The sequence below is a fragment of the Nodosilinea nodulosa PCC 7104 genome (assembly GCF_000309385.1).
GTDB lineage: Bacteria > Cyanobacteriota > Cyanobacteriia > Phormidesmidales > Phormidesmidaceae > Nodosilinea > Nodosilinea nodulosa.
Genome location: NZ_JH976537.1, coordinates 4,269,120 through 4,289,830 on the forward strand (window position 1 = coordinate 4,269,120; position 20,711 = coordinate 4,289,830).

A 20,711-nucleotide genomic window follows, 5' to 3' on the forward strand; every position below is an offset into this window, starting at 1 on the left:
CCCAGTCTGCTAAGGCGATCGCAGAAATGGATTAATGGTTGAGCAGGCCGACGCGATCGGGCGGCCAAAACCGCACCACGGCTTTGCCAATGATGTTTTCCTGGGGCACAAATCCCCAGATGTGGCCGTCATAGCTGCTGTTGCGGTTGTCGCCCAGCACCAGGTAGGAGGCCTCGGGGACGGTCTCTGGCCCCCACTCGTAGTCGGGAGCCGCCTTGATATAGGGCTCGTTTAGCACCTCGCCATTGCGAATGACGTGGCCGTCGCGGACTTGTACCACATCCCCCGGCAGCCCAATGATGCGCTTAATAAAAGCATCCCGATGCTGGCCGGGAGGGGTGAGGCTGGCGGGCGGCCAAAACACAATAATATCCCCATGCTCAGGGGGGTTGAGGTGGTAGCTAATTTTCTCGATCACCAGGCGATCGTTAATTTGCAGGGTGGGTTCCATCGAGCCAGAGGGAATGTAGCGCGCCTCTGCGACAAAGTGCCGAATCCCCAGCGCCAGCACCACGCTCAGCCCAATGGTTTGCAACCCTTCGATCCAGGGGTTGGGCTGCGACGCCCGCCTGGTTTGGGCTGAACCTGGCTCCACAGCGGGCTCGGGCGGCAGCGAAGATTTGTCAGACTGATCGGTCACAGGTATGTCCCCGAAAATTAAAAAGCAGGCGGCGCTCAGATAGACCCCAGGGCTGACTGGCCCCTCGGCTTAGCCCCTTTTCGCCCCTTTGACTGTCCCAGTGTAGTCGATCCGATTTGCAACCACAGGGGCCGATGGACAGTTGGCTACGGCCCTTGCCGCGGGCGGCGCGATCGCTGGCCCAGGCGATTTGCACAGCGCCCTGGCAGCGCGTGAGAGCGAGTATTCCCTAGAAGCTTGCGGGGGCCAGATCCTCAGACCACAGGCCCTTGGCCTCCAGCCAGGGGCGACTGTAAATGCGCGACTGGTAGCGCGAGCCGCCATCGCACAGCACCGTAACAATTTTGTGGCCAGGGCCAAGCTGCTGGGCCAGCTTCACCGCCGCCGCCACGTTGATGCCCACCGAGCCGCCCATAAACAGCCCGTCCCTGTAGAGCAACTGGTAGAGAATGCGCAGCGCTTCGGGGTCCTCGATTTGAATGGCGTCGTCGACGGGAACGTCTTCCATATTGGCGGTGATGCGGCTGTTGCCAATGCCCTCGGTAATCGAGTTGCCCGTCATGGTGACTTCGCCGGTTTTGATATAGCTGTAGAGTCCGCTGCCCATGGGATCGGCCACGACGCAGCGAATTTGAGGGTTCTTCTCTTTTAGGAACATGGCCGTGCCCGCGTAGGTGCCGCCCGTGCCCGTGGCCGCCACCCAGCCGTCCACGGTGCCCTCGGTCTGCGTCCAGATCTCGGGGCCGGTGGTTTCGTAGTGGGCCAGGCGGTTGGCCAGGTTGTCGAACTGGTTGGCCCAGATGGCGTTGTCGAGCTCGTCGGCGAGGCGGCCTGACACCTTGACGTAGTTGTTGGGGTCGCGGTACGGCACGGCGGGAACGGTGCGCACCTCGGCCCCCAGGGTGCGCAGCAGGTCAATTTTTTCCTGGGACTGAGTGTCTGGGATGACGATGAGGCAGCGGTAGCCCTTGGCATTGCAGATGTGGGCCAGGCCAATGCCGGTGTTGCCTGCGGTGCCTTCGACCACGGTGCCGCCGGGCTTGAGCAGGCCTTTGGCTTCGGCGTCTTGAATAATATAGAGCGCGGCGCGGTCTTTGACCGACCCGCCGGGGTTGAGAAACTCTGCCTTGCCCAGAATGTCGCAGCCGGTGGCCTCGCTGACGCTGGGAAGGCGAATTAGGGGCGTGTTCCCCACCGTGGCGACAAAACCGTTTTTGATATCCATATGCTTCGTAACGTTTGACAACAGCCCGCGGCGCCGGGACCGACGCTGGCCAACGATCTGGCGCAGGTCGCCTCTTCATCCTACGGTGAAACGGCGGGCTTCTCGGCTAGAATCGTTGTGCTTTCTCGGTTCTAGCGGGCAATTTCCCCCTGCCGACAGGGCACCGTCGCCGCACCCAAAACCCAACTGCTTACTTCCTCTGTCCATGAAAACCCTTGAGGCGCTCATTTTTGATGTCGATGGCACCCTGGCCGAAACCGAGCGCGATGGCCACCGGGTTGCGTTTAATCAAGCGTTTGAAGAGTTTGGCCTGCGCTGGCACTGGCCCGTGGGCCTCTACGGCCAGCTATTGCGGGTGGCGGGTGGCAAAGAGCGCATTCGCCACTACGTGGATCGCTACCAGCCGAAATTTGTGCCCGAGGGCGACTTTGATGCGCTGGTGACCGCTCTGCACCAGGCCAAAGCCCGCCATTTTCAGGCTCTGGTGCAGAGCGACGTGATTCCTCTGCGGCCTGGGGTGAAGCGGCTGCTGGCGGAAGCCCGTCGTCAGGGGGTGCGGCTGGCGATCGCCACCACCAGCGCCAAAGCCAGCGTAGTCCCTTTACTGGAGCGACTGCTGGGGCCAGACTCTTTGGGCTGGTTTGAGATAATCGCCGCCGGAGACATGGTGCTCGCCAAAAAGCCCGCCCCCGATATCTACAACCTGGTGATTGAGACGATGAATCTCAACCCCGCCACCTGCCTGGTGATTGAAGATAGCCGCCAGGGTTTAGAAGCGGCGATCGCCGCCGGACTTACCACCGTAGTCACCGTCAATGATTACACCCGCAGCTATGCGCTGCCCCACGCTAGCCTCGTGATCAGCCATCTGGGCGAACCCAGCCTCCCGTTTGAAGTGCTTTGGGGCGAGGCCTACAATGCCTACTATTTCTCCCTAGATTTGGCCCAGGCGCTCCTGCCGTCCTGAACGCAACATGATTTTTGCAGGCAATGTGTGGTGTTCTATTGCCTAGTCTAAGGGCGTACGCCGTACGCCCCTATAGGGTTACCCTCTATCTCCCCATCCCCTCATCTCCCTATCCCCTCATGCCCCTCTCCCAAACCCTCTGGCACGCCAACCACGACCTCGCCACCGCCTGCCTGAACCACCCCTTTGTGCAAGGTCTCGGCAACGGCAGCCTGCCCGTGGAAAAATTCGCCTACTACGTCGGCCAGGATGCCTTTTTTCTCGAAGCCTTTGCCCGCGCCTACAGCATTGCCGCCGCCAAAGCGCCGACCTGGGAGGCATTTCAGGTGTTCCACCAGCTGGCCGATGGGGTGCTGGATGAGCTGAACCTGCACGGCAGCTATGCCCAGGAGTGGGGCGTAGATCTGGCTACCGCAGTCCCCGGTGCCGCCACCCGCCGCTATACCGATTTTTTGCTCAGCACCGCCTGGGGGCGATCGCCTGGGGCGACGGCGGTGGCAATGGCCCCCTGCATGCGGCTTTACGCCTTTTTGGGACAGTCCTTAGCACAACTCAAGCATCCCACTCACCGCTACAGCGCCTGGATTGACACCTACAGCAGCGACCAGTTTGAACCCCTGGCGGCGCAGCTCGAAGCGCTGGTTGATGCCCAGGCCGCGGACGCCCCCAGCAACCAGGCCGCCTACCGCTACGGCATGGACTGCGAACTGGCGTTTTTTGAAGCCGCCTGGCAGGTGGCCACCTAGCGCGTGCTCGGTCGGGTCTTGTCGAGAGCAACCGGGTTTCTGGGCTGCGGCAGAGGCTACGGGCAAAGCGCAGAGGAAACCCGGTTTCTGGTCTAGTACTCGAAGGCTGAACTATGCCGACTATTCCATCTCGCTTGGCTCCCTAGCTCCCCAGCGATTGACAATAGTCGTCACACTTGTGCCGCAGCCTACTAGGTTTCTGTGAACCCTGGAGACACTGCCAGCAGTTGGCGAACCTCTTCGTCAGTGGTCTGAGAAAAGTCTTCGTACCAGTAGCCGATCGCGCTGAGCCTGACAGGCATCGTTACGCACACCACCTCATCCACCAGTCGGCTCAGCTCATCGCAGATGGGCGGCGCGGCGACGGGGGTTGCCACCACCAGCCGGGCGGGCCGCTGGGGGGTAATCACGGAAATAGCGGCTCGCATGGTCGCCCCAGTGGCGATGCCATCATCGACCAAAATGACGGTGCGATCGCGGATCTCTGGCGGTGGCCGATCGCCCCGGTAGGCGCGATCGCGGCGCTGTAGCTCTTGCAGTTCTCGGGCCGCAATGGCATCGATGGTTGAGGCAGAAATGGCTAAACCTTCAATCACATCTGGGTTGAGCACCCGCACTCCCCCCGAGGCGATCGCGCCCAGGGCCAGCTCTCTGTGGTCTGGCACTCCCAGCTTGCGCACCAGGCACAGGTCGAGGGGGGCATGGAGGGCACGGGCCACCTCGTAGGCGACGGGCACCCCGCCGCGCGGCAGCCCCAGCACCAGCCCATCGGGGCGGTGGGCGTAGGGCTGAAGCAGGGCCGCCAGCTGTTTTCCGGCGTCGGCCCGGTCTCGAAACGGGGCGGCGTGGTCAGCGGTGTCGAGCATGGTCTACCTCTTTTTCCGGCCTGCTGTAGAGAGGGGTGGCTACCGGTGCCACCTCTGGTCTATGCCCACAATGGTCTAACAGATCCGGTCTATCGGCTATCGACGTTGACCCGGGCCGACGCATCGCCCACTTCCTGTCTGTCGCCGCCCTGCCCGCTGGCGTTGCACAAGAATGTTCTTTTGCCAGAGATAATAAACGCGGAAACACTTACAGGCTCACCCCATGACTGCCGACATTCGCCTACTCGTGCTCGACATCGACGGCACCCTGGCCGGAGCGTCTAACCAGATCAATGCCCCCGTACTGGAGGCGATCGCCCAGGTGCAGCAGCGGGGGATTGCCGTCGCGATCGCCACCGGGCGCATGTATCAGTCGGCCCTGCGCTTTCACCAGAGCGTTGGCTCAGTGCTGCCGCTGATGGCCTACCAGGGAGCCTTCATTAAAGATCCCAAAACCCAAAAACTGCACCGCCACACCCCGCTGCCCCGCAATTTAGCCCTGGAGATTTTGGCCTACCTGGCCCCCATGGAGGCCAGCAACGACCTGTCGATTCACCTCTATATTGACGACCAGCTGCACGTGCGGGCGATCATCGACGATACCAAAGCCTACGCTGAGCGATCGGGCATTGAGCCCGTGGCAGCGGGGGACTTGGCCACGCTGCTGACGGGCAACAGCGCGATCGAAACCACCAAACTGCTGACCCTGAGCGAAAACGTGGATTTGCTCACCGACATTCTGGCTCAGCTGAGCCAGCGCTACCCCACCGACGACCTGTACCTGACGCGATCGGTAGAGCAGTTTGTGGAGGCCACCCACCCCAAGGCCAACAAAGGCGAGGCCGTAAAGTACGTAGCCGAAGACCTGCTGGGCCTGACGCCCGACCAGGTAATGACCATCGGCGACAACTACAACGACCTGGAAATGCTGCGCTACGCGGGGATTGGGGTGGCCATGGGCGATGCCCCCGAGCCGGTCAAGCAGGGGGCTGACTGGGTGGCGCCGGGGGTTGAGGCGGATGGGGTGGCGGCGGCGCTGCGGCAGTTTCTGCTGTAGCGGCCTGGGCCTGGGGCGGGACGGGCAGGCTGTCGTAAAGCTCCGAGAGGGTAACGACCCGGTAGCCCTGGCGATCGATCAGGTTCAGCAGCACCGGCAGCGCCTGGGCCGTTTGCACACAGCGCTCCATGGAGCCGCCGTGCATGACAAAAATTGCGCCCGGAAAAATAAAGCGAGCCAGGTACCAGGTGTTGAGGTTGGGGGTGCTGAGGGGCTTGAGCGTGTCGAAGGGAATCATCGAGGCCAGGGCCAGCAGTGACTCGTAGCCAGGGGTGAGCCGGATGTGGTCGACCATGGCCCGATTGTAGAAGCCGCGCCCGGGGCGATACCAGCGAATGGGCTGCTGGGTTAGCTCGGTGATGCGATCGTGGGCCTCCTGAAAATGGCGGGCAAACTGGGCGGGCTGCAAAACGGCGGGGGTGAGGTCGGTGGTGCCGTGGTTGGCGATTTCGTGGCCGCTGGCCAGAATGTCTTGCAGAATGGTGCTGCCTGGGTTCAGATGGTCGGTAATGATAAAGAAGGTGGCTCGCACCGGCTGCTTAGCGGTGCGGTTGTAGCGATCGAGCGCATCCAGAATGAGGCGGGTAGAGGCATCGCCGCGATCGCCCGGCGTCGGGGCATCGTCAATGGTCAGGGCCACCATCGGAGCCTGGGTGGGTGCGTAGAACAGCGCATCCGGAAACATCCGGGCGACCTGGGTGAGAATCTGCTGCTGGGGAAGAGCCATGGGGGTTAGCGGCTGGTTGGATCTAGACTATCGCGCAGGCGATCGCCCAGGGTATTGATGCACAGCACCGTCATAAAAATGGCCAGACCAGGGGCCAGCACCAGATAGGGAGCGCTCTCGATGTAGTTTTGGGCGTCGTAGAGCATGCGGCCCCAGGTGGGCACATCGGGCGGAAAGCCCACCCCCAAAAAGCTCAGGGTAGACTCCGCCAGCAGGGCGTTGCCCACCCCCAGAGTAGCGGCCACAATCACCGGACCCAGAATATTCGGCAGCAGGTGGGTTTTGACGACGCCCCAGGGACTGGCCCCCAGGGCAACCGCCGCCTGGACAAAGGTGCGCTGCTTCAGGCTCAAAAAGCCCGCCCGCACCAGCCGGGCCACCGCCATCCAGCTGAGGCCGCCAATCACCAGCACCACCAGCAAAAAAATACCCCGCTCTGGCCCCAGACGGCGGCGCACCGGGTCGCCAAACAGGTAGATCACCAGCAGCACCAGGGGCAGCTGGGGCAGGGCCAAAAACAGGTCGGTAACGCGCATCAAACCGACATCTAGCCAGCCGCCGTAGAATCCGGCTACCGCACCTACGCTAACCCCCAGGCCAATGCCCACCAGGGTGGCCGCCAGGCCCACCGCCAGGGAAATGCGGCCCCCGATCAGCAGCCGGGCCAGCTGATCTTGGCCCAGGTCGTTGGTGCCCAGAAGGTGGGCGTGGCCTGGGGGCTGCAAGGCCGCGCTAAAGTCGATGCTGCTGGGCGATACCGAATACAGGGCGGGGCCAAGGGCGATCGCCAGGATTAAAAGTCCCAGCACAACGAGGGCTGATTGGGCGGTGCGATCGCCCCACAGCCGTTCCCAAACCCGATTTTTGCTGGGACCGGGGGCGACTAGCCCCGGCGCTAATTCGACATCAGTGGCCATAGCGCACCCTGGGGTCAATAACGCCGTAGAGCAGATCGGCCACCAGGTTAAAGACCACCACCAGCACGGCGTAGATAAAGGCAATTCCCATCACCACGGGCGTGTCGCCCCGGTAGATGGCCTCAATCAGCAGCGCCCCAATGCCGGGCACCCGAAACACCTGCTCCGTCACCAGCGCCCCGGTAAAAATGGTTGGAATATCCAGCGCCACCAGAGTCACCACCGGAATCAGCGCGTTGCGCAGCATGTGCAGCGTCACAATCCGCCAGCGGCCCAGCCCCTTGGCCCGCGCCGTTGTCACATAGTTCTGCGGAATTTCTTCCAGCATCGCCGCCCGCACAAACCGCAGCAGCACCGCCGTCTGAAACAGCACCAGGGTCGCGATCGGCATAATCGACTGCCGCAGCCACTGGCCCAGACTGGCCAAATCGCTTACCACCAGCGTGTTGTCGTAGATAAAGGGCAGCCAGCCCAGCCGCACGCTCAGCACAATAATCAGCACCAGCCCGGTAAAAAAAGGCGGCGTCGAAAAGCCCATAAACGCCAGCGTGGTAATCGCCCGGTCAACCCAGGTGTTGTGCCGCAGGGCCGCCGCAATTCCCAACGGCAGGGCCAGGCCCACGCTCAGCAGGTAGGCCATGCCAATCACGCAAAGGGTGACGGGCAGCCGCTGGGCAATCAAATCTGCGACGGGCAGGCGGCTGGTAAACGAGTAGCCCAGGTTGCCGCTAAACAGCGCGATCGTCCACTTCAGATAGCGCAGGGCAATGGGCTGGTCGAGGCCGAGCGATCGCCGGATATTCTCCCGCACCTCTGGCGTAATCGCCGGATTCGTCGCCAGATCGCCCAGGGGGTTGCTGGGCGACAGCGCCAGGATAACGAAAATTATCGCGCTAATCGCCAGCAGGGTGGGAACCGCAATCAGCAAGCGCTTGAGCAAATAGCCGAGCATGGCAGTAAAGGTAGGGCAGAGAAATAGTTGCGGGAAACCGTTGCCGCAGATTTATTTTGAAACCGCCTCAGATTCTAGGACAGGTTGAAGCGTCGCTGGCACCGTTGGGGCAGCGGCCATCTCTTCCACCCGCAAGGTCAGGGGTACCGCAATCAAAAAGCAAACTCCGCCCAGCACCACCGCTAGCAGTCGATTGTTGTCGAGCAGATTGGCCATGACCCAGCCCAGGCCCAGCGAGACGATGATCTCGGGCAGCACAATGAACATATTAAAAATGCCCATATAGATGCCCCCTTTGCGGGCCGGCAGCGCCCCCGCCAGCATGGCGTAGGGCAGCGACAAAATACTGGACCAGGCCACCCCCAAGCCAACCATGGGCAGCAGCGCCCAGCCCGGCGACGGCACAAACCAGAGCGAAATTAACCCCACCCCGCCGCAGGTGAGGCACAGCGCATGGGTCATTGGGCGACCCGCCGCCGCCGCCAGACGGGGCAGCAGAAACGAGGTGCCAAAGCAAACCGCGTTGTAAGCCGCCATGCAGAGGCCCGCCCACTCAATCCCCTGGCTGTAGAGCACCGATGACTCCTCCCTGGCCCCGAACAGGTTGTGAGCGATCGCCGGAGGAAAGTACAAAAACACGCAGTACATGCCCAGCCAGCTAAACGCCTGCACCCAGGCCAGCTGGCGCATGGTGGCAGGCATTTGCCGAAAAGCCGTAAAAATTTCTCGGGCCGTAGCGCCGATGCCCAAACGCCTTTCCTGCTGCTCTCGAAACGCCTCCATGTCGCGGGGGGGGCGCTCTTCGGTCGTGCACACGGTCCACATCACGGTGCCCAGAAAAAAAGCAGCGCCGATATAAAAGGAAAGCTTGACCACCAAAGGCACGCCATTGGTGGCAGCGTCCTGGAGACCAAATACATGGGCCAGTAGCCAGGGCATGGCGGAGGCCAGCACCGCCCCCAGGCCAATGAATAAGCTCTGCATAGAAAACCCTTTGGTGCGCTGCCTGGGCGGCAGCAGATCGCTGACAAAGGCCCGAAAAGGCTCCATGCTGACATTGGCTGCCGTATCCAAAATCCAGAGTAGGCCGACCGCTGTCCACAGGTTGCCAGCATTGGGCATCCACAGCAGCGCCACAGAACCAAAGATGGCTCCCACTAGAAAGTAGGGGCGGCGGCGACCCAGCCGCCCCCAGGTGTTATCGCTGAGGTTGCCAATAATGGGTTGTACGATCAGCCCGGTGAGCGGAGCCGCCAGCCACAGAATAGGAATTTGATCCGCATCGGCCCCTAGGCGCTCGAAAATGGCGCTGGTATTGGCCATCTGCAACCCCCAGCCAAACTGAATGCCAAAGAAGCCAATACTCATGTTCCAGAGCTGCCAAAAGGTCAACTCTGGCTTTACCTGCGGTGAAGTCAAACGATTTCTCCAAATTACCATCGGGGGGCAACAGCGGTTAGCAATCTAGGCGCTGGCGACTTCGCTGGTGGGCAAATCTTTGCCACAGCTGGCAGGTCTTCAACTCTTGCTGGGGGCTTGCGACGTCCCACTGTGGTGCAAGGGCGGGTTTTCTGCCCTCGATATGGCTCAAGATGCCGCACCGCCTTAGGCAGGCGCTGCTAAATAGACCACAGAAGTTTCCTAGGCAAACTTGGGAGGCAGCTTTTAGGGCGTCTGTGCACCAGCTAAAATCTGCAACCCAAACGCTTTAAACGCTAGCGCGTTTAGCTAGATGGCCGTTCCGTCACGATACAAATCGTACCGCCATCTTCCATTGTGGTGACTTTTGGGTTGCAGCACATGGCCCTGAAGATAGATTGATCCCCTGGTGGATATCGGTTGCTGGCCTCTACCGGGCAGCGGCCACTGCTCCGTCCCGCAGGCGATCGATCAGCTCCTTCAGGCCGTAGGGGTTAACCCGGTAGCTCAGCGGGTGAGCGATCAGGCGGGCGGTGCTGTGGTACAGCACTTCGAGTTCTGTCAGGTTGTTTTCCTTCAGGGTTTTGCCGGTGGAAACCAGGTCTACGATCGCCTCCGACATGCCCGTAATCGGCCCTAGCTCCACCGAGCCGTAGAGGGGCACAATCTCCACCGGCAGATCCAGGCTTTGGAAATAGTCGCGGGCGCAGCTGACGTACTTAGAGGCCACCCGGCTGTGGGCGGGCAGATCGAGCGCCGAGCGGTAGGGGCTGCTGGTTTTGACCGCCACCGAGAGGCGACAGCCGCCAAACCCCAGATCGGCCAGGTGGGCCACCGCAGGCTTTTTCTCGCGCAGCACATCGTAGCCCACCATGCCTAACTGCGCCTGACCATATTCCACGTACACCGGTACATCCTGGGCGCGCACCAGCAGCCCCCTAGCTCGACCCGTGGGATCTGTGATTTGCAGCTGCCGATTGGCGCTATCTAGAAATAGGCTGAAGTCGAGGCCCACGGCTTTGAGTAACGCAATGCTGTCGTTGAGCATGCCGCCTTTGGGCAGCGCGATGGTAAGCATGGCGGTCTCCTACACCCGAAACTTTTCGGTGACGCGGCGCATGGCCTCGTTGACGTTATCGCGGCTGTTGAAGGCCGAAATGCGAAAGTAGCCTTCGCCTGCGGCCCCAAAGCCCGAGCCGGGGGTACCGACCACGTGGCAGCTGTGCAGCAGCTTGTCAAAAAAGTCCCAGCTAGACAGGTCGTTGGGGGTTTTGACCCACACGTAGGGGGCGTTGACGCCGCCGTAGACGGCGATGCCCGCGCTGGTGAGCTGCTCGCGAATAATCCTGGCGTTCTCCATATAAAAGTCGATCAGCGCTTTGGTTTGGGCCTGGCCTTCGGGAGAATACACGGCCTCGGCCCCGCGCTGGACGATGTAGGAGACGCCGTTGAACTTGGTGGACTGGCGCCGGTTCCACAGGCTGTGGAGGGCTACGTCGCTGCCGTCGGCGGCTTTGCCCATCAGGGTTTTGGGGACGACGGTGAGGGCGCAGCGGGTGCCGGTAAAGCCTGCGTTCTTAGAAAAGGAGCGAAATTCGATCGCGCAGTCCCGCGCTCCCTCAATTTCATAAATAGAGTGGGGAATGGCCGGGTCGGTGATGAAGGCCTCGTAGGCGGCATCGAACAAAATGATCGAGCCGTGGGCGCGGGCGTAGTGGACCCAGGCCTGCAGGTGCTCTTTGCTGGCCACTGCCCCGGTGGGGTTGTTGGGAAAGCAGAGGTAGATGAGGTCTACTTTTTCGCTGGGAATGCTGGCGGTAAAGGCGTTCTCGGCGCTGATCGGCAGGTAGGTGAGGCCGCCGTACTCGCCGTTTTCGTTAGCGGGGCCGGTGTGGCCTGCCATTACGTTGGTGTCAACGTAGACGGGGTAGACCGGGTCGGTGACGGCGATGGAGTTGTTGCTGCCGAAGATATCGAGAATGTTGCCGCAGTCGCACTTGGAGCCGTCGGAGATGAAGATCTCGCTGGCGTCGATGTCGCAGCCCCGGCTTTGAAAGTCGTGCTGGGCCACTTTTTCGCGCAGCCACAGGTAGCCCTGCTCGGGACCGTAGCCTTTGAAACTATCGCGATCGCCCATGTCCTCCACCGCTCTCACCATGGCGGTGCGGCAGGCCTCGGGCAGCGGCTCGGTCACATCGCCAATGCCCAGCTTGATAATCGGCGCGTCGGGGTTGGCCTCGGCAAAAGCCGCGACCCGGCGGCCAATTTCAGGGAACAGGTAGCCCGCTTTGAGCTTGAGATAGTTGTCGTTGATGGTGGCCATGGGGCGTTGCGCGATGGTTACGGTTACTTAATTAGGGTACAGCGCGACGGGGAACCATTGGGTGCTCTGGGGCGCAAAGCGACCATCCCCAATGCCCCCATCCACAACGTAGCTGGGGGCGCTAGTATGGGATGTCCACGCTACCGCCCCAGAACTATGGCTGCTGACCCCTCCAGCGAAACCCCTTCCGGCGAAAAACTCTACGAAGGCAAGGCCAAAATCATCTACGCCACCGACGACCCGGCGGTGCTGCTCACCTACTTTAAAGACGATGCCACCGCCTTTAACGCCCAAAAGCGCGGCCAAATTGTCGGCAAGGGGCAGATCAACTGCGCCATTTCGACCCATTTGTTTCAGCGGCTTGGGGCGGCGGGCGTGGCCACCCACTGGCTTGAGACCACGGGCGATCGCACCATGCTGGTCAAAGCCCTCCAGATCATCCCCCTCGAAGTGGTGGTGCGCAACCTGACGGCGGGCAGTCTTTGCAAGCAGACGGGGCTGCCCCTGGGCCAGCGCCTGGAGCCATCGCTGGTGGAGTTCTACTACAAAAACGACGACCTGGGCGACCCGCTGCTGACGGGCGATCGCATCCGCGCCATGGGTCTGGCCAGCGAGGAACAGATCGGCACCCTGCGCCGTCTTGCCCTCAACATCAACCAGCTGCTGACGGACTTCTTTATGGACTGCGGTATTACCCTGGTCGATTTCAAGCTGGAGTTTGGCCTCGACGCCCAGCACCAGATTCTCCTGGGCGATGAGATCAGCCCCGACACCTGCCGCCTGTGGGATCAGTCCACCGACGACGAAGCTCAGCGGGTGATGGATAAAGATCGCTTTCGGCAAGATCTGGGCCAGGTCGAAGCGGCCTACCAGCGTGTGCTAGAGCGCGTGCTGGCACAATCGCCCAAGAATTAGCGCCATCAATGCGGTAGAATTTGTCCGATTGCGGGGGCATCGGCCCGCCCCAGGGCTATTTTCCCTGGCTTTAAGCCCGGGAGATGGGCCTTTCATTGGTGTGTGGACGTGTTTAGCAGGTATGTTTTAGATGCGGGTATCTCCTAAATTTTTAGCGGTTTTGGCCACCTCCGGGCTGATTGGGCTAGTGGCAGCCCCTGCCCAGGCCAACCCAGTGACGCCGGTAAAGCCTTCCTCTGATTCCGGTTCAGTGCAGGCAGGCAGTTCCGATTACAACCTCAACGCCGCATCGCTAGTCGCGTCAGATTCATCCGATTTATCTAATCCCACTGGCGCCAGTGAGACCGGCGTCAGTGAGACAGTGACGAGTCCCGCCGCTGGATCTACCACCCTCGACTTTGGGGAAATCCAGCCCGAGCCAGACTCCAGCGCTGTGACTGAAAACCTCCAGGGCGCGATCGACGGCTACCGATCCGTTGTCTCTACCGAAGAAGAGACACCAACCACTCCAGAGACAACGGCGGCATCCCCGGCAGCAGGGACAGCATCGTTAGAGGTAGGGACGGCATCTCCAGAGGGAACGATCCCATCTCTAGAGGCAAAGCCTGCGTCGTCAACCGCCCTCTGGCCAGCCCTTAGCCCAGCGGCCCAGCCCGCCCAGAGCATTCAGCTCAGTCAGACCCCCAGCACCCAGCGCGAAATCACCCCCGAAGAGGCCCAGCGCATTCTTGACGGGGCGGTACAGCGCCGCCAGCAGCAGGCTAACCCCAACCAGCAGGAGCAGGCCAGCCCTGAGACCCCCGGTGAGGCAGCCCCCTCAGATGCGGCCCCAGACGGTTCGGCTGGGGAAAGCACCGAGACTCCAGCGCCGGAAGAACCCCGGGTGCTGGTGGCCGAAGTTCGGGTCGAGGCCAGCAATGGCGACCTCGACCCCACTCTCGAAAACCTGGTCTACAGCTCTATCGATACCCAGGCCGGGCGCACGACCACCCGCACTCAGCTGCAGCAAGACATCAACAGCATTTTTGCCACGGGCTATTTTGCCGATGTTGATGCCCGCCCTGAGGACACTGATCTGGGGGTGCGGGTGACGTTTGTGGTGCAGCCCAACCCGGTGCTGACCGATGTCCAGGTGCAGGGCAATGATGTTCTGCCTCAAACCGTAGTCGACAATATCTTCGCCGATCAAAAAGGCAAAATCATCAACCTGATTGATTTTCAAGACGGCATCCTACAGCTGAACCAGTGGTATCAGGATCAGGGCTACGTGCTGGCGCAGGTGGTAGCAGCGCCCCAGGTATCTCCCGATGGGGTGGTCACGCTGGAGGTGGCTGAAGGGGTCATTGAAAGCATCGAGGTGCGCTACACCAATGACCTCGGCCAGACCGTTGACGATGACGGCAACCCGGTCCGGGGGCACACTCGGCCTTTTATCATCACCCGCGAGTTTGAAACCGAGCCCGGTGAGGTGTTTCAGCAGGCTCGCATTGAGCAGGACTTTCAGCGAGTGTTTGGGCTGGGAATTTTTGACGATGTGGTGCCGGGGTTAGAGCCCGCCGAAGATGACCCCCGCAAAGTGAAATTGATTGTCAACGTAACTGAGCGCAACACTGGCTCGGTTGCGGCGGGCTTGGGCTTCAACTTTACCGGCGACCTGTTTGGTACGGTCAGCTACCGCCAGGACAACTTTGGCGGCAACAACCAGAAGTTAAGCGCCGAGGCGCAGCTCAGCACCCGAGACATTCTCTTCGACATATCGTTCACCGACCCCTGGATTGCGGGCGATCCCTTCCGCACCTCCTATACCGCCAATCTCTTTGCCCGTTCGGCCAACAACCTCAACTTTGACGGTGGCCCCAACCCCATCAACCTCTCCAACGGCGATCGGGTGCGTATTCGCCGCCTGGGCACCGGCATTACCTTTAGCCGCCCGCTCAACAACGGTTGGGTAGTGTCCGTGGGTACGTTGATTCAAAACGTGTCGGCCCGGGATGGCGGCGGGCGGGTCAACTCTACCGATGCGGCTGGTAATCCGCTCACCGCCAGCAGCGGCGGGGTGGATGATCTCTGGACCTTCCCCATTACCGCTACCCTCGATCGCCGCAACGACGCCTTTAACCCCACCAGCGGCAGTATTCTGCGCCTCAACACCGAGCAGTCGGTGCCCCTGGGACGGGGCAGCATCTTTATGAACCGGCTGCGGGGCAGCTACAGCTACTACATTCCCCTCAGCCTGCTGCATTTCTCCGACGGCCCTCAGACTCTGGCTTTCAATGCCCAAGTCGGCACGATTGTCGGCGATGTGCCCCCCTACGAAGCCTTCTCCCTGGGGGGCACCAACTCCATTCGCGGCTACGACGAAGGGGAGGTCGGCAGCGGACGCAGCTACGCCCAGTTCACCGCCGAGTACCGATTTCCGCTGTTTTCCTTCCTGGGTGGGGCGCTGTTTTTGGATATGGGTACCGACCTGGGCAGCGGCAATGCTGTGCCAGGGGCACCGGGGCCTTCCCGAGGCAAACCCGGCAGCGGCGTTGGCTACGGGCTGGGCGTGCGGGTGTCTACCCCACTGGGCCCCCTGCGGATTGACTACGGCTTGAGCAGTGACGGTCAGGGGCGTATTCACTTCGGTTTTGGAGAGCGTTTCTAATGGCTCAGACCAGCACGGCCCACAGCCTCCAAGGGACGGCGGGATTGCCTCAGCTGTGGGAAGAAACACCGGTCCAAACCACCCTTGCCGGGGCCGTAGAGCGCCAGGGTGTGGGGCTGCACTCTGGCGTGAGCACCACTGTCACGCTCCGTCCGGCCAAGCCGGGCCAGGGCCGATACTTTGTGCGCACTGACCTACCGGGCCACCCCACGGTGCCTGTAGCCCTGGCGGTGGTAACCCCCACAATGCTCTCCACCGAACTGCGCCAGGGGGATGCGGCGGTGCGCACCGTCGAGCACCTGCTGGCGGCTTTGGTGGGGCTTGGCATTGACAACATTCGCATTGAGATTACTGGCCCAGAGGTGCCGCTGCTCGACGGATCGGCGCTGGGCTGGGTCGAGGCCATTTGCCAGGCCGGGCGAGCAGTGCAGTCAGAACCCCGCCCCGTAGCTCGCCTCAGCCAGCCCGTCACGGTATACCACGGGGATGCCTTTGTAGCGGCCTTTCCAGCCCCTGCACCTCGGTTGACCTACGGCATTGACTTTGACGTATCTGCAATTGGCAACCAGTGGTTTAGCTGGAACTGCCGGACCAACCCCTTCGATGCCGAGGGCTTTGCCGTAGCGGTGGCCCCCGCCCGCACCTTTGGTCTGGCCCACCAGATTGATCAGCTGCGGGCCAGCGGCCTGATTCAAGGGGGTAGCTTAGACAATGCCCTGGTCTGTGGAGATGAGGGCTGGCTCAACCCGCCGCTGCGGTTTGACAATGAGCCCGCCCGCCATAAAATGCTGGATCTAATCGGTGATTTAAGCCTGCTGGGCGGTTTGCCCATGGCCCACATTGTGGCCTACAAAGCTAGCCATCGCCTCCACGGCGAGCTGGCGGCAGCCCTGGTGCCGACCCTGGTCTATGGTGAGGGTACCCTCTAGTGGCAAAATCAGTCTAGGCAAATCGCCTATTGCGCCCACCTAATGTTCTAACCCACCCACTGTGATTGACGTAACTGCATCGAGCCCTGTGACCACTGCCCTAGATCCGATTGAAACCGCCCCCGCCGAGAACACCTCGGCGGCTCCCGTTAAGACCTGCTACAGTGCCGAAGAAATTTACGCTCTGCTGCCCCACCGCTACCCTTTTGCCCTGGTCGATCGCATTGTCGACTACGTTCCGGGTAAGCGCGCCGTTGGCATCAAAAATGTGAGCCTCAATGAGCCGCATTTCCAGGGCCATTTTCCGGGTCGCCCAATTATGCCGGGGGTGCTGATTGTCGAAGCCATGGCCCAGGTCGGGGGGATTGTGCTGACTCAGATTCCGGGCGTGGAAGGGCTGTGCGTGTTTGCCGGTATCGACAAGGTGCGGTTTCGGAGGCCTGTGGTGCCGGGCGATCAGCTGGTGATGACCGTGGATCTGTTGGCGATGAAACGACAGCGGTTCGGCAAAATGTATGGCCGGGCTGAGGTCGACGGGCAGCTGGCCTGCGAGGGCGAGCTCATGTTTTCGGTAATAGAGTTTGCAGCCGATTCCCAGGGGAAATAGGTAAATAATGTGTCTATGTTGCAATCCCTGGGTTCTGGAGGCAGGCCGTTGACTACCCTGATTCATCCCACGGCAGTGGTGCATGCCGGTGCCCAGCTACACCCCACGGTTAAGATAGGTGCCTACGCGGTGATCGGCGAGCAGGTGACCATCGGCCCCGGCACCGAAATTGGCGCCCATGTCGTGATCGATGGCGACACCACGATTGGGGCGCAGAACCGCATTTTTCCCGGCGCCTGTATTGGCCTAGAGTCCCAGGACCTGAAGTACGATGGCTCGATGAGCCAGGTTGTGATTGGCGACAGCAACCTCATCCGCGAGTACGTCACCATTAACCGCGCCACCGATGCTGGGGCAGCTACTCTGCTGGGCAGCCACAATTTGCTGATGGCCTACTCCCATGTGGCCCACAACTGCGTGGTAGAAGACCACGTGATTATTGCCAACTCGGTGGCCCTGGCGGGACATGTGCATGTGGAGTCGGGGGCGCGCATTAGCGGGCTGGTGGGGGTGCACCAGTTTGTGCACATTGGCCGTCTGGCGATGATTGGCGGGCTCAGCCGGATCGATCGCGACGTGCCGCCCTTTACCCTGATCAACGGCAACCCGGCCCAGGTGCGGGGCCTCAACCAGGTGGGCCTACAGCGGGCGGGCCTCACCGCCGATCCGCAGACCTACCGGGAGCTAAAGCAGGCCTACCGCCTGGTCTATCGCTCGGGGGAGTCGCTGCGCGATGCGGTCGAAAAGCTGGCCCACAGCGACGGCAATGCCCTGGTGAGTCACTTCAGCCAGTTTTTGCGGGCGGCCCTCCAGCCCGATCGCCGTGGTCTGACCCCCGGACGGCGCATTAGCAGGCACAGCGATGACGATTAGTCTGGGAGCGGAGTAAGGGTGGAGCATCCCAGCGGGCGGCGGATTTTTATCAGCACGGGCGATGTGTCGGGCGATTTGCAGGGGGCGCTGCTGATTGAGGCGCTGCGCGATCGCGCCTGCGATCGCGGCATTGCCCTCGACATTACCGCCCTAGGCGGGCCGCGCATGGCCGAGGCCGGAGCCACCCTGGTGGGCGAAACCACGACCGTGGGCTCCGTGGGCATTTTTGAGGCCCTGCCCTACATGCTGCCCACCCTGAGGCTACAGCGCCGCGCCAAGCAGACCCTGGCCCACAGCCCCCCCGACCTGGTGATCATGATTGACAACATGGTGCCTAACCTGGCCCTGGGCAAATACCTCAAGCGGGCCTATCCCCAGGTGCCGGTGGTGTACTATATCGCGCCCCAGCAGTGGGTGTGGGCCTTCTCCACGGCGGACACTGAGCAGCTGGTGGCCCAGAGCGATCGCATGGCCTCTATCTTTAAAGCCGAGGCCGAATACTATCAGCGCTTTGGGGCCGATGTCACCTGGGTAGGCCATCCCTTGGTCGATCGCTACCCCGCCCCCGCCGACCAGGCCGCCGCCCGGCAGCAGCTAGGCCTGCCCCCCGACGCCCCGGTGGTGACGCTGCTGCCCGCCTCCCGCCGCCAGGAGGTCAAGTACCTGCTGCCGCTGCTGCTCCAGGCGGCGCAGATTCTCCAGGCCCGGCACCCAGGGGTGAGGTTTTTGCTGCCGGTGTCGAGTCCGTCGCTGCGGGCCAGCTTTGAGCAGGGGCTGGCCCAGTACGGGCTGTCTGGGCGGGTGGTGAGCGACCAGGGCCAGGCCGCGATCGCCGCCGCCGATGTGGCCATTACCAAGTCGGGCACCGCCAACCTTGAGATTGCCCTGATGGATGTGCCCCAGGTGGTGGCCTACCGCATCAACCCGCTCAGCGCCCGGATTGCCCACCACCTGCTCAAATTTGACGTGCCCTACGTGTCGCCGGTCAACCTGGTGGTCAACCAGCCCGTGGTGCCTGAGTTTTTGCAGTGGGAGGCGACCCCAGCGGCGATCGCCGCCGCCGCCAGCACGCTGCTGCAAGACGAAGCCGCCCGCCAGCGCATGCGGGCGGGCTACGCCAAAATGCGCCAGGAGCTAGGGCCACCTGGGGCCTGCCAGCGCACGGCCGATCTGGTTCTAGATACCCTGGCGCAGCCCCAGCCAAGAGAATTGGCCTGAACCTGTTGAAGCGGTCCTAAAGTCACTACAATTGTTATGCTTTGCCGGAGAGAGACCGGGCTGTCGGCTGCGACAATCGGCCCGGTGGTGATAGGAGGATTCTCGTGAATATACCTGAGCTATTTGCCCGTGGCGGTATTGCCATGGGGCCGCTGCTCTTACTGTCGATTTTGGCCGTAGGCACCATTCTGGAGCGCATCTGGTTTTGGTCGCGCATTTTGACCCGCGAGCGCGAGGTCTCGGGCCGAGTGCTGGAGGCCGCCCGCCGGGAATGGCCCGCCGCCGCCGAAATTGCCCAGCGCTCTAGCCTGCTGCCCATGGGGCGTTTCCTATCGGCCCCCCTAAAGCTGCAATCGCCCGACCCGGAGGTGTTTCGTCTGGCCCTAGAAACCGCCGCCAACGAAGAACTCACCACCATGGGGCGGGGCGAAAAAATTCTAGAAGCTGTGATTGCCCTGGCCCCGCTGCTGGGCCTGCTGGGTACAGTGCTGGGCCTGATCAACTCCCTGGGGTCGATTCAGCTCAGCGACCTGGGCAGCGGCGACGCCACGGCGGGTACCTCGCTGGGCATTAGCGAAGCGCTGATTAGCACCGCCGCTGGTCTGATTATTGCCATTACCGCCCTGGCCTTTTATCGGCTGTTTCAGGGGTTTATCTTTGGCCAGGCCAAAATGTTTCGTCAGGCGGGCAGCGAGCTAGAGCTGCTCTACCGCCAGAGCTGGGCCCAGCGCCACGGCATTTCGCCGATGGCTGAACCCGTAGCCCCGGTGGTGCCTGGGTCCTCCATGGCCGCCGCCGAGCCCAATTCGTCTACTCCCGATGCTTCAACCTCAGTGGAGGTACCCTCGCCATGAAAGTAGACCTGCTCGATATTCCCTCCCAGGACGTCCGCCTGGAAATTATCCCCCTGATCGACGTCATCTTCTGTATTCTGACCTTTTTCATTTTGGCGGCGGTGGGGCTAACCCGTCAGCAGGCCATTTCCTTAGATTTGCCCAAGGCCCAAACCGGGCAGCCGCTGCCTGGACAGGTCAGTCAGGGGGCCGATCGCCTCTACGTCAGCGTCGATGGGTTGGGCCAGGCCTATCTCGACCAGCAGCCCGTTACGCTAGATCTGCTTCACGATGTGCTGGTGCAGTTTAACCAGGTCAACCCCGGCGGGCTGATGGTGCTCTATGCTGCCCGCGATGCCCGCTACGAAGATGTGGTGGCGGTGCTAGATTTGCTGCGATCGGTGGGGGGCGATCGCGTGGCGTTGGCCACCCTGCCCAGCGACACCAATCTGAGCCCAGGGCAGACTGCCCCCGGCGCAGCGGCAGATCCCAACGCTTTACCCAATGGGTTTCCTCAAAATACGCCCGGCTCCCAGAACGCGCCCGGTTCCCAGAACGCGCCCGATGGACAGGGGCTGCCCCCCGGCTTTGATCAGCCCGGCAGCGATCCCTTTGCTCCCCAATCGCCGCTGTTCCCCGACCAGCCGACCTCGCCGCTTCAGCCCTCCCCAACTCCAGCGCAGCCCAAGAACTAGCTCGGCTCAGGGCTAGTAGACTGCGGCAGTGTGGCGACTGTTGTCAATCGCGAGGGGGCAGGGGAGCCAGGGAGCCAAGCGAGCTGGAATAGTTGGCATATTTCAACCTTCGAGTACAGGGGCCAGCGTCATTTCCCAGAGCTGTTCTCCAGGGT

General features: G+C 61.8%; 20 protein-coding genes. 11 read left to right on the top strand and 9 right to left on the bottom strand.

The window, feature by feature from the left end; genetic code table 11:
* Positions 1-31: 31 nt before the first annotated feature.
* Both lepB and LEPTO7104_RS0119800 read right to left on the bottom strand, forming a co-directional pair.
* The gene (gene lepB, locus LEPTO7104_RS0119795) at positions 32-640 is read right to left on the bottom strand and encodes a signal peptidase I (protein WP_017300325.1); all 609 of its coding nucleotides are present in this window, start codon (positions 638-640) and stop codon (positions 32-34) included.
* Positions 641-869: 229 nt separating this feature from the next.
* Positions 870-1,865 (bottom strand): cysteine synthase A, encoded by a 996-nt coding sequence (locus LEPTO7104_RS0119800; RefSeq protein ID WP_017300326.1) that lies wholly within the window; start codon positions 1,863-1,865, stop codon positions 870-872.
* Positions 1,866-2,070: 205 nt separating this feature from the next.
* Between LEPTO7104_RS0119800 and LEPTO7104_RS0119805 the strand changes: the two genes are divergently transcribed.
* Both LEPTO7104_RS0119805 and LEPTO7104_RS0119810 read left to right on the top strand, forming a co-directional pair.
* Positions 2,071-2,832 (top strand): HAD family hydrolase, encoded by a 762-nt coding sequence (locus tag LEPTO7104_RS0119805; RefSeq protein WP_017300327.1) that lies wholly within the window; start codon positions 2,071-2,073, stop codon positions 2,830-2,832.
* Positions 2,833-2,951: 119 nt separating this feature from the next.
* The gene (locus LEPTO7104_RS0119810; protein ID WP_017300328.1) at positions 2,952-3,578 is read left to right on the top strand and encodes a TenA family protein; all 627 of its coding nucleotides are present in this window, start codon (positions 2,952-2,954) and stop codon (positions 3,576-3,578) included.
* A gap of 191 nt (positions 3,579-3,769) precedes the next feature.
* Here the strand turns inward: LEPTO7104_RS0119810 and LEPTO7104_RS0119815 are convergent, their stop codons facing one another.
* On the bottom strand, positions 3,770-4,444 hold the full coding sequence (locus LEPTO7104_RS0119815; RefSeq protein ID WP_017300329.1) for a phosphoribosyltransferase: 675 nt from the start codon (positions 4,442-4,444) through the stop codon (positions 3,770-3,772).
* A 223-nt stretch (positions 4,445-4,667) separates the two neighbouring features.
* Between LEPTO7104_RS0119815 and LEPTO7104_RS0119820 the strand changes: the two genes are divergently transcribed.
* A complete protein-coding gene (locus tag LEPTO7104_RS0119820) occupies positions 4,668-5,501 on the top strand; it encodes a Cof-type HAD-IIB family hydrolase (protein WP_017300330.1) in 834 nt (277 codons plus the stop codon).
* Here the strand turns inward: LEPTO7104_RS0119820 and LEPTO7104_RS34645 are convergent.
* From LEPTO7104_RS34645 to LEPTO7104_RS0119850, 6 genes are all read right to left on the bottom strand, one after another.
* Positions 5,422-6,228 carry a polysaccharide deacetylase family protein gene (locus tag LEPTO7104_RS34645; RefSeq protein ID WP_017300331.1) on the bottom strand — a complete coding sequence of 269 codons (807 nt, stop codon included), beginning with the start codon at positions 6,226-6,228 and terminating at the stop codon, positions 5,422-5,424. The two genes, LEPTO7104_RS0119820 and LEPTO7104_RS34645, sit on opposite strands and share 80 nt — an antisense overlap.
* 5 nt (positions 6,229-6,233) lie before the next feature.
* On the bottom strand, positions 6,234-7,145 hold the full coding sequence (locus LEPTO7104_RS0119830; RefSeq protein ID WP_017300332.1) for an ABC transporter permease: 912 nt from the start codon (positions 7,143-7,145) through the stop codon (positions 6,234-6,236).
* Positions 7,135-8,097, bottom strand: a complete 963-nt coding sequence (locus LEPTO7104_RS0119835) for an ABC transporter permease (protein ID WP_017300333.1) — start codon at positions 8,095-8,097, stop codon at positions 7,135-7,137. Before LEPTO7104_RS0119835 ends, LEPTO7104_RS0119830 begins: the two co-directional genes overlap by 11 nt.
* Before the next feature lie 51 nt (positions 8,098-8,148).
* Complete coding sequence (locus tag LEPTO7104_RS0119840; RefSeq protein ID WP_017300334.1) at positions 8,149-9,465, bottom strand: MFS transporter; 1,317 nt, start codon at positions 9,463-9,465, stop codon at positions 8,149-8,151.
* Positions 9,466-9,946: 481 nt separating this feature from the next.
* On the bottom strand, positions 9,947-10,594 hold the full coding sequence (hisG, locus tag LEPTO7104_RS0119845; protein ID WP_017300335.1) for an ATP phosphoribosyltransferase: 648 nt from the start codon (positions 10,592-10,594) through the stop codon (positions 9,947-9,949).
* 9 nt (positions 10,595-10,603) lie between these two features.
* Positions 10,604-11,839: an LL-diaminopimelate aminotransferase gene (locus LEPTO7104_RS0119850; RefSeq protein WP_017300336.1), complete on the bottom strand. Its 1,236-nt coding sequence runs from the start codon at positions 11,837-11,839 to the stop codon at positions 10,604-10,606.
* A gap of 156 nt (positions 11,840-11,995) precedes the next feature.
* Between LEPTO7104_RS0119850 and purC the strand changes: the two genes are divergently transcribed.
* The 8 genes from purC (at position 11,996) to LEPTO7104_RS0119890 (ending at position 20,556) form a co-directional block, all read left to right on the top strand.
* Complete coding sequence (gene purC, locus LEPTO7104_RS0119855; RefSeq protein ID WP_017300337.1) at positions 11,996-12,754, top strand: phosphoribosylaminoimidazolesuccinocarboxamide synthase; 759 nt, start codon at positions 11,996-11,998, stop codon at positions 12,752-12,754.
* Between the two features lie 130 nt (positions 12,755-12,884).
* Complete coding sequence (locus tag LEPTO7104_RS0119860; protein ID WP_017300338.1) at positions 12,885-15,401, top strand: BamA/TamA family outer membrane protein; 2,517 nt, start codon at positions 12,885-12,887, stop codon at positions 15,399-15,401.
* Positions 15,401-16,330 (top strand): UDP-3-O-acyl-N-acetylglucosamine deacetylase, encoded by a 930-nt coding sequence (gene lpxC / locus LEPTO7104_RS0119865; RefSeq protein ID WP_017300339.1) that lies wholly within the window; start codon positions 15,401-15,403, stop codon positions 16,328-16,330. Before LEPTO7104_RS0119860 ends, lpxC begins: the two co-directional genes overlap by 1 nt.
* Positions 16,331-16,418: 88 nt before the next feature.
* Positions 16,419-16,937, top strand: a complete 519-nt coding sequence (gene fabZ, locus LEPTO7104_RS0119870; RefSeq protein ID WP_017300340.1) for a 3-hydroxyacyl-ACP dehydratase FabZ — start codon at positions 16,419-16,421, stop codon at positions 16,935-16,937.
* A 48-nt stretch (positions 16,938-16,985) separates the two neighbouring features.
* Positions 16,986-17,810 (top strand): acyl-ACP--UDP-N-acetylglucosamine O-acyltransferase, encoded by an 825-nt coding sequence (gene lpxA / locus LEPTO7104_RS0119875; RefSeq protein WP_017300341.1) that lies wholly within the window; start codon positions 16,986-16,988, stop codon positions 17,808-17,810.
* 18 nt (positions 17,811-17,828) lie between these two features.
* Entirely contained in the window at positions 17,829-19,028 is a 1,200-nt protein-coding gene (lpxB, locus tag LEPTO7104_RS0119880; RefSeq protein ID WP_017300342.1) for a lipid-A-disaccharide synthase, read from the top strand.
* A gap of 104 nt (positions 19,029-19,132) precedes the next feature.
* On the top strand, positions 19,133-19,882 hold the full coding sequence (locus LEPTO7104_RS34650; protein WP_083887099.1) for a MotA/TolQ/ExbB proton channel family protein: 750 nt from the start codon (positions 19,133-19,135) through the stop codon (positions 19,880-19,882).
* On the top strand, positions 19,879-20,556 hold the full coding sequence (locus tag LEPTO7104_RS0119890) for an ExbD/TolR family protein (RefSeq protein ID WP_017300344.1): 678 nt from the start codon (positions 19,879-19,881) through the stop codon (positions 20,554-20,556). Before LEPTO7104_RS34650 ends, LEPTO7104_RS0119890 begins: the two co-directional genes overlap by 4 nt.
* The last annotated feature ends 155 nt before the right edge of the window (positions 20,557-20,711 follow it).

What these genes read in the sequence shown, in the direction of transcription:
- LEPTO7104_RS34645 (WP_017300331.1), bottom strand. Translation starts at nt 6,228, where the DNA reads ATGGCTCTTCCCCAGCAGCAGATTCTCACCCAGGTCGCCCGGATGTTT.
- LEPTO7104_RS0119830 (WP_017300332.1), bottom strand. Translation starts at nt 7,145, where the DNA reads ATGGCCACTGATGTCGAATTAGCGCCGGGGCTAGTCGCCCCCGGTCCC.
- lpxC (WP_017300339.1), top strand. Translation starts at nt 15,401, where the DNA reads ATGGCTCAGACCAGCACGGCCCACAGCCTCCAAGGGACGGCGGGATTG.
- hisG (WP_017300335.1), bottom strand. Translation starts at nt 10,594, where the DNA reads ATGCTTACCATCGCGCTGCCCAAAGGCGGCATGCTCAACGACAGCATT.
- LEPTO7104_RS0119810 (WP_017300328.1), top strand. Translation starts at nt 2,952, where the DNA reads ATGCCCCTCTCCCAAACCCTCTGGCACGCCAACCACGACCTCGCCACC.
- purC (WP_017300337.1), top strand. Translation starts at nt 11,996, where the DNA reads ATGGCTGCTGACCCCTCCAGCGAAACCCCTTCCGGCGAAAAACTCTAC.
- LEPTO7104_RS0119850 (WP_017300336.1), bottom strand. Translation starts at nt 11,839, where the DNA reads ATGGCCACCATCAACGACAACTATCTCAAGCTCAAAGCGGGCTACCTG.
- LEPTO7104_RS0119800 (WP_017300326.1), bottom strand. Translation starts at nt 1,865, where the DNA reads ATGGATATCAAAAACGGTTTTGTCGCCACGGTGGGGAACACGCCCCTA.
- LEPTO7104_RS0119840 (WP_017300334.1), bottom strand. Translation starts at nt 9,465, where the DNA reads ATGAGTATTGGCTTCTTTGGCATTCAGTTTGGCTGGGGGTTGCAGATG.
- LEPTO7104_RS0119805 (WP_017300327.1), top strand. Translation starts at nt 2,071, where the DNA reads ATGAAAACCCTTGAGGCGCTCATTTTTGATGTCGATGGCACCCTGGCC.
- LEPTO7104_RS0119820 (WP_017300330.1), top strand. Translation starts at nt 4,668, where the DNA reads ATGACTGCCGACATTCGCCTACTCGTGCTCGACATCGACGGCACCCTG.
- LEPTO7104_RS0119890 (WP_017300344.1), top strand. Translation starts at nt 19,879, where the DNA reads ATGAAAGTAGACCTGCTCGATATTCCCTCCCAGGACGTCCGCCTGGAA.
- LEPTO7104_RS0119815 (WP_017300329.1), bottom strand. Translation starts at nt 4,444, where the DNA reads ATGCTCGACACCGCTGACCACGCCGCCCCGTTTCGAGACCGGGCCGAC.
- LEPTO7104_RS0119835 (WP_017300333.1), bottom strand. Translation starts at nt 8,097, where the DNA reads ATGCTCGGCTATTTGCTCAAGCGCTTGCTGATTGCGGTTCCCACCCTG.
- LEPTO7104_RS0119860 (WP_017300338.1), top strand. Translation starts at nt 12,885, where the DNA reads ATGCGGGTATCTCCTAAATTTTTAGCGGTTTTGGCCACCTCCGGGCTG.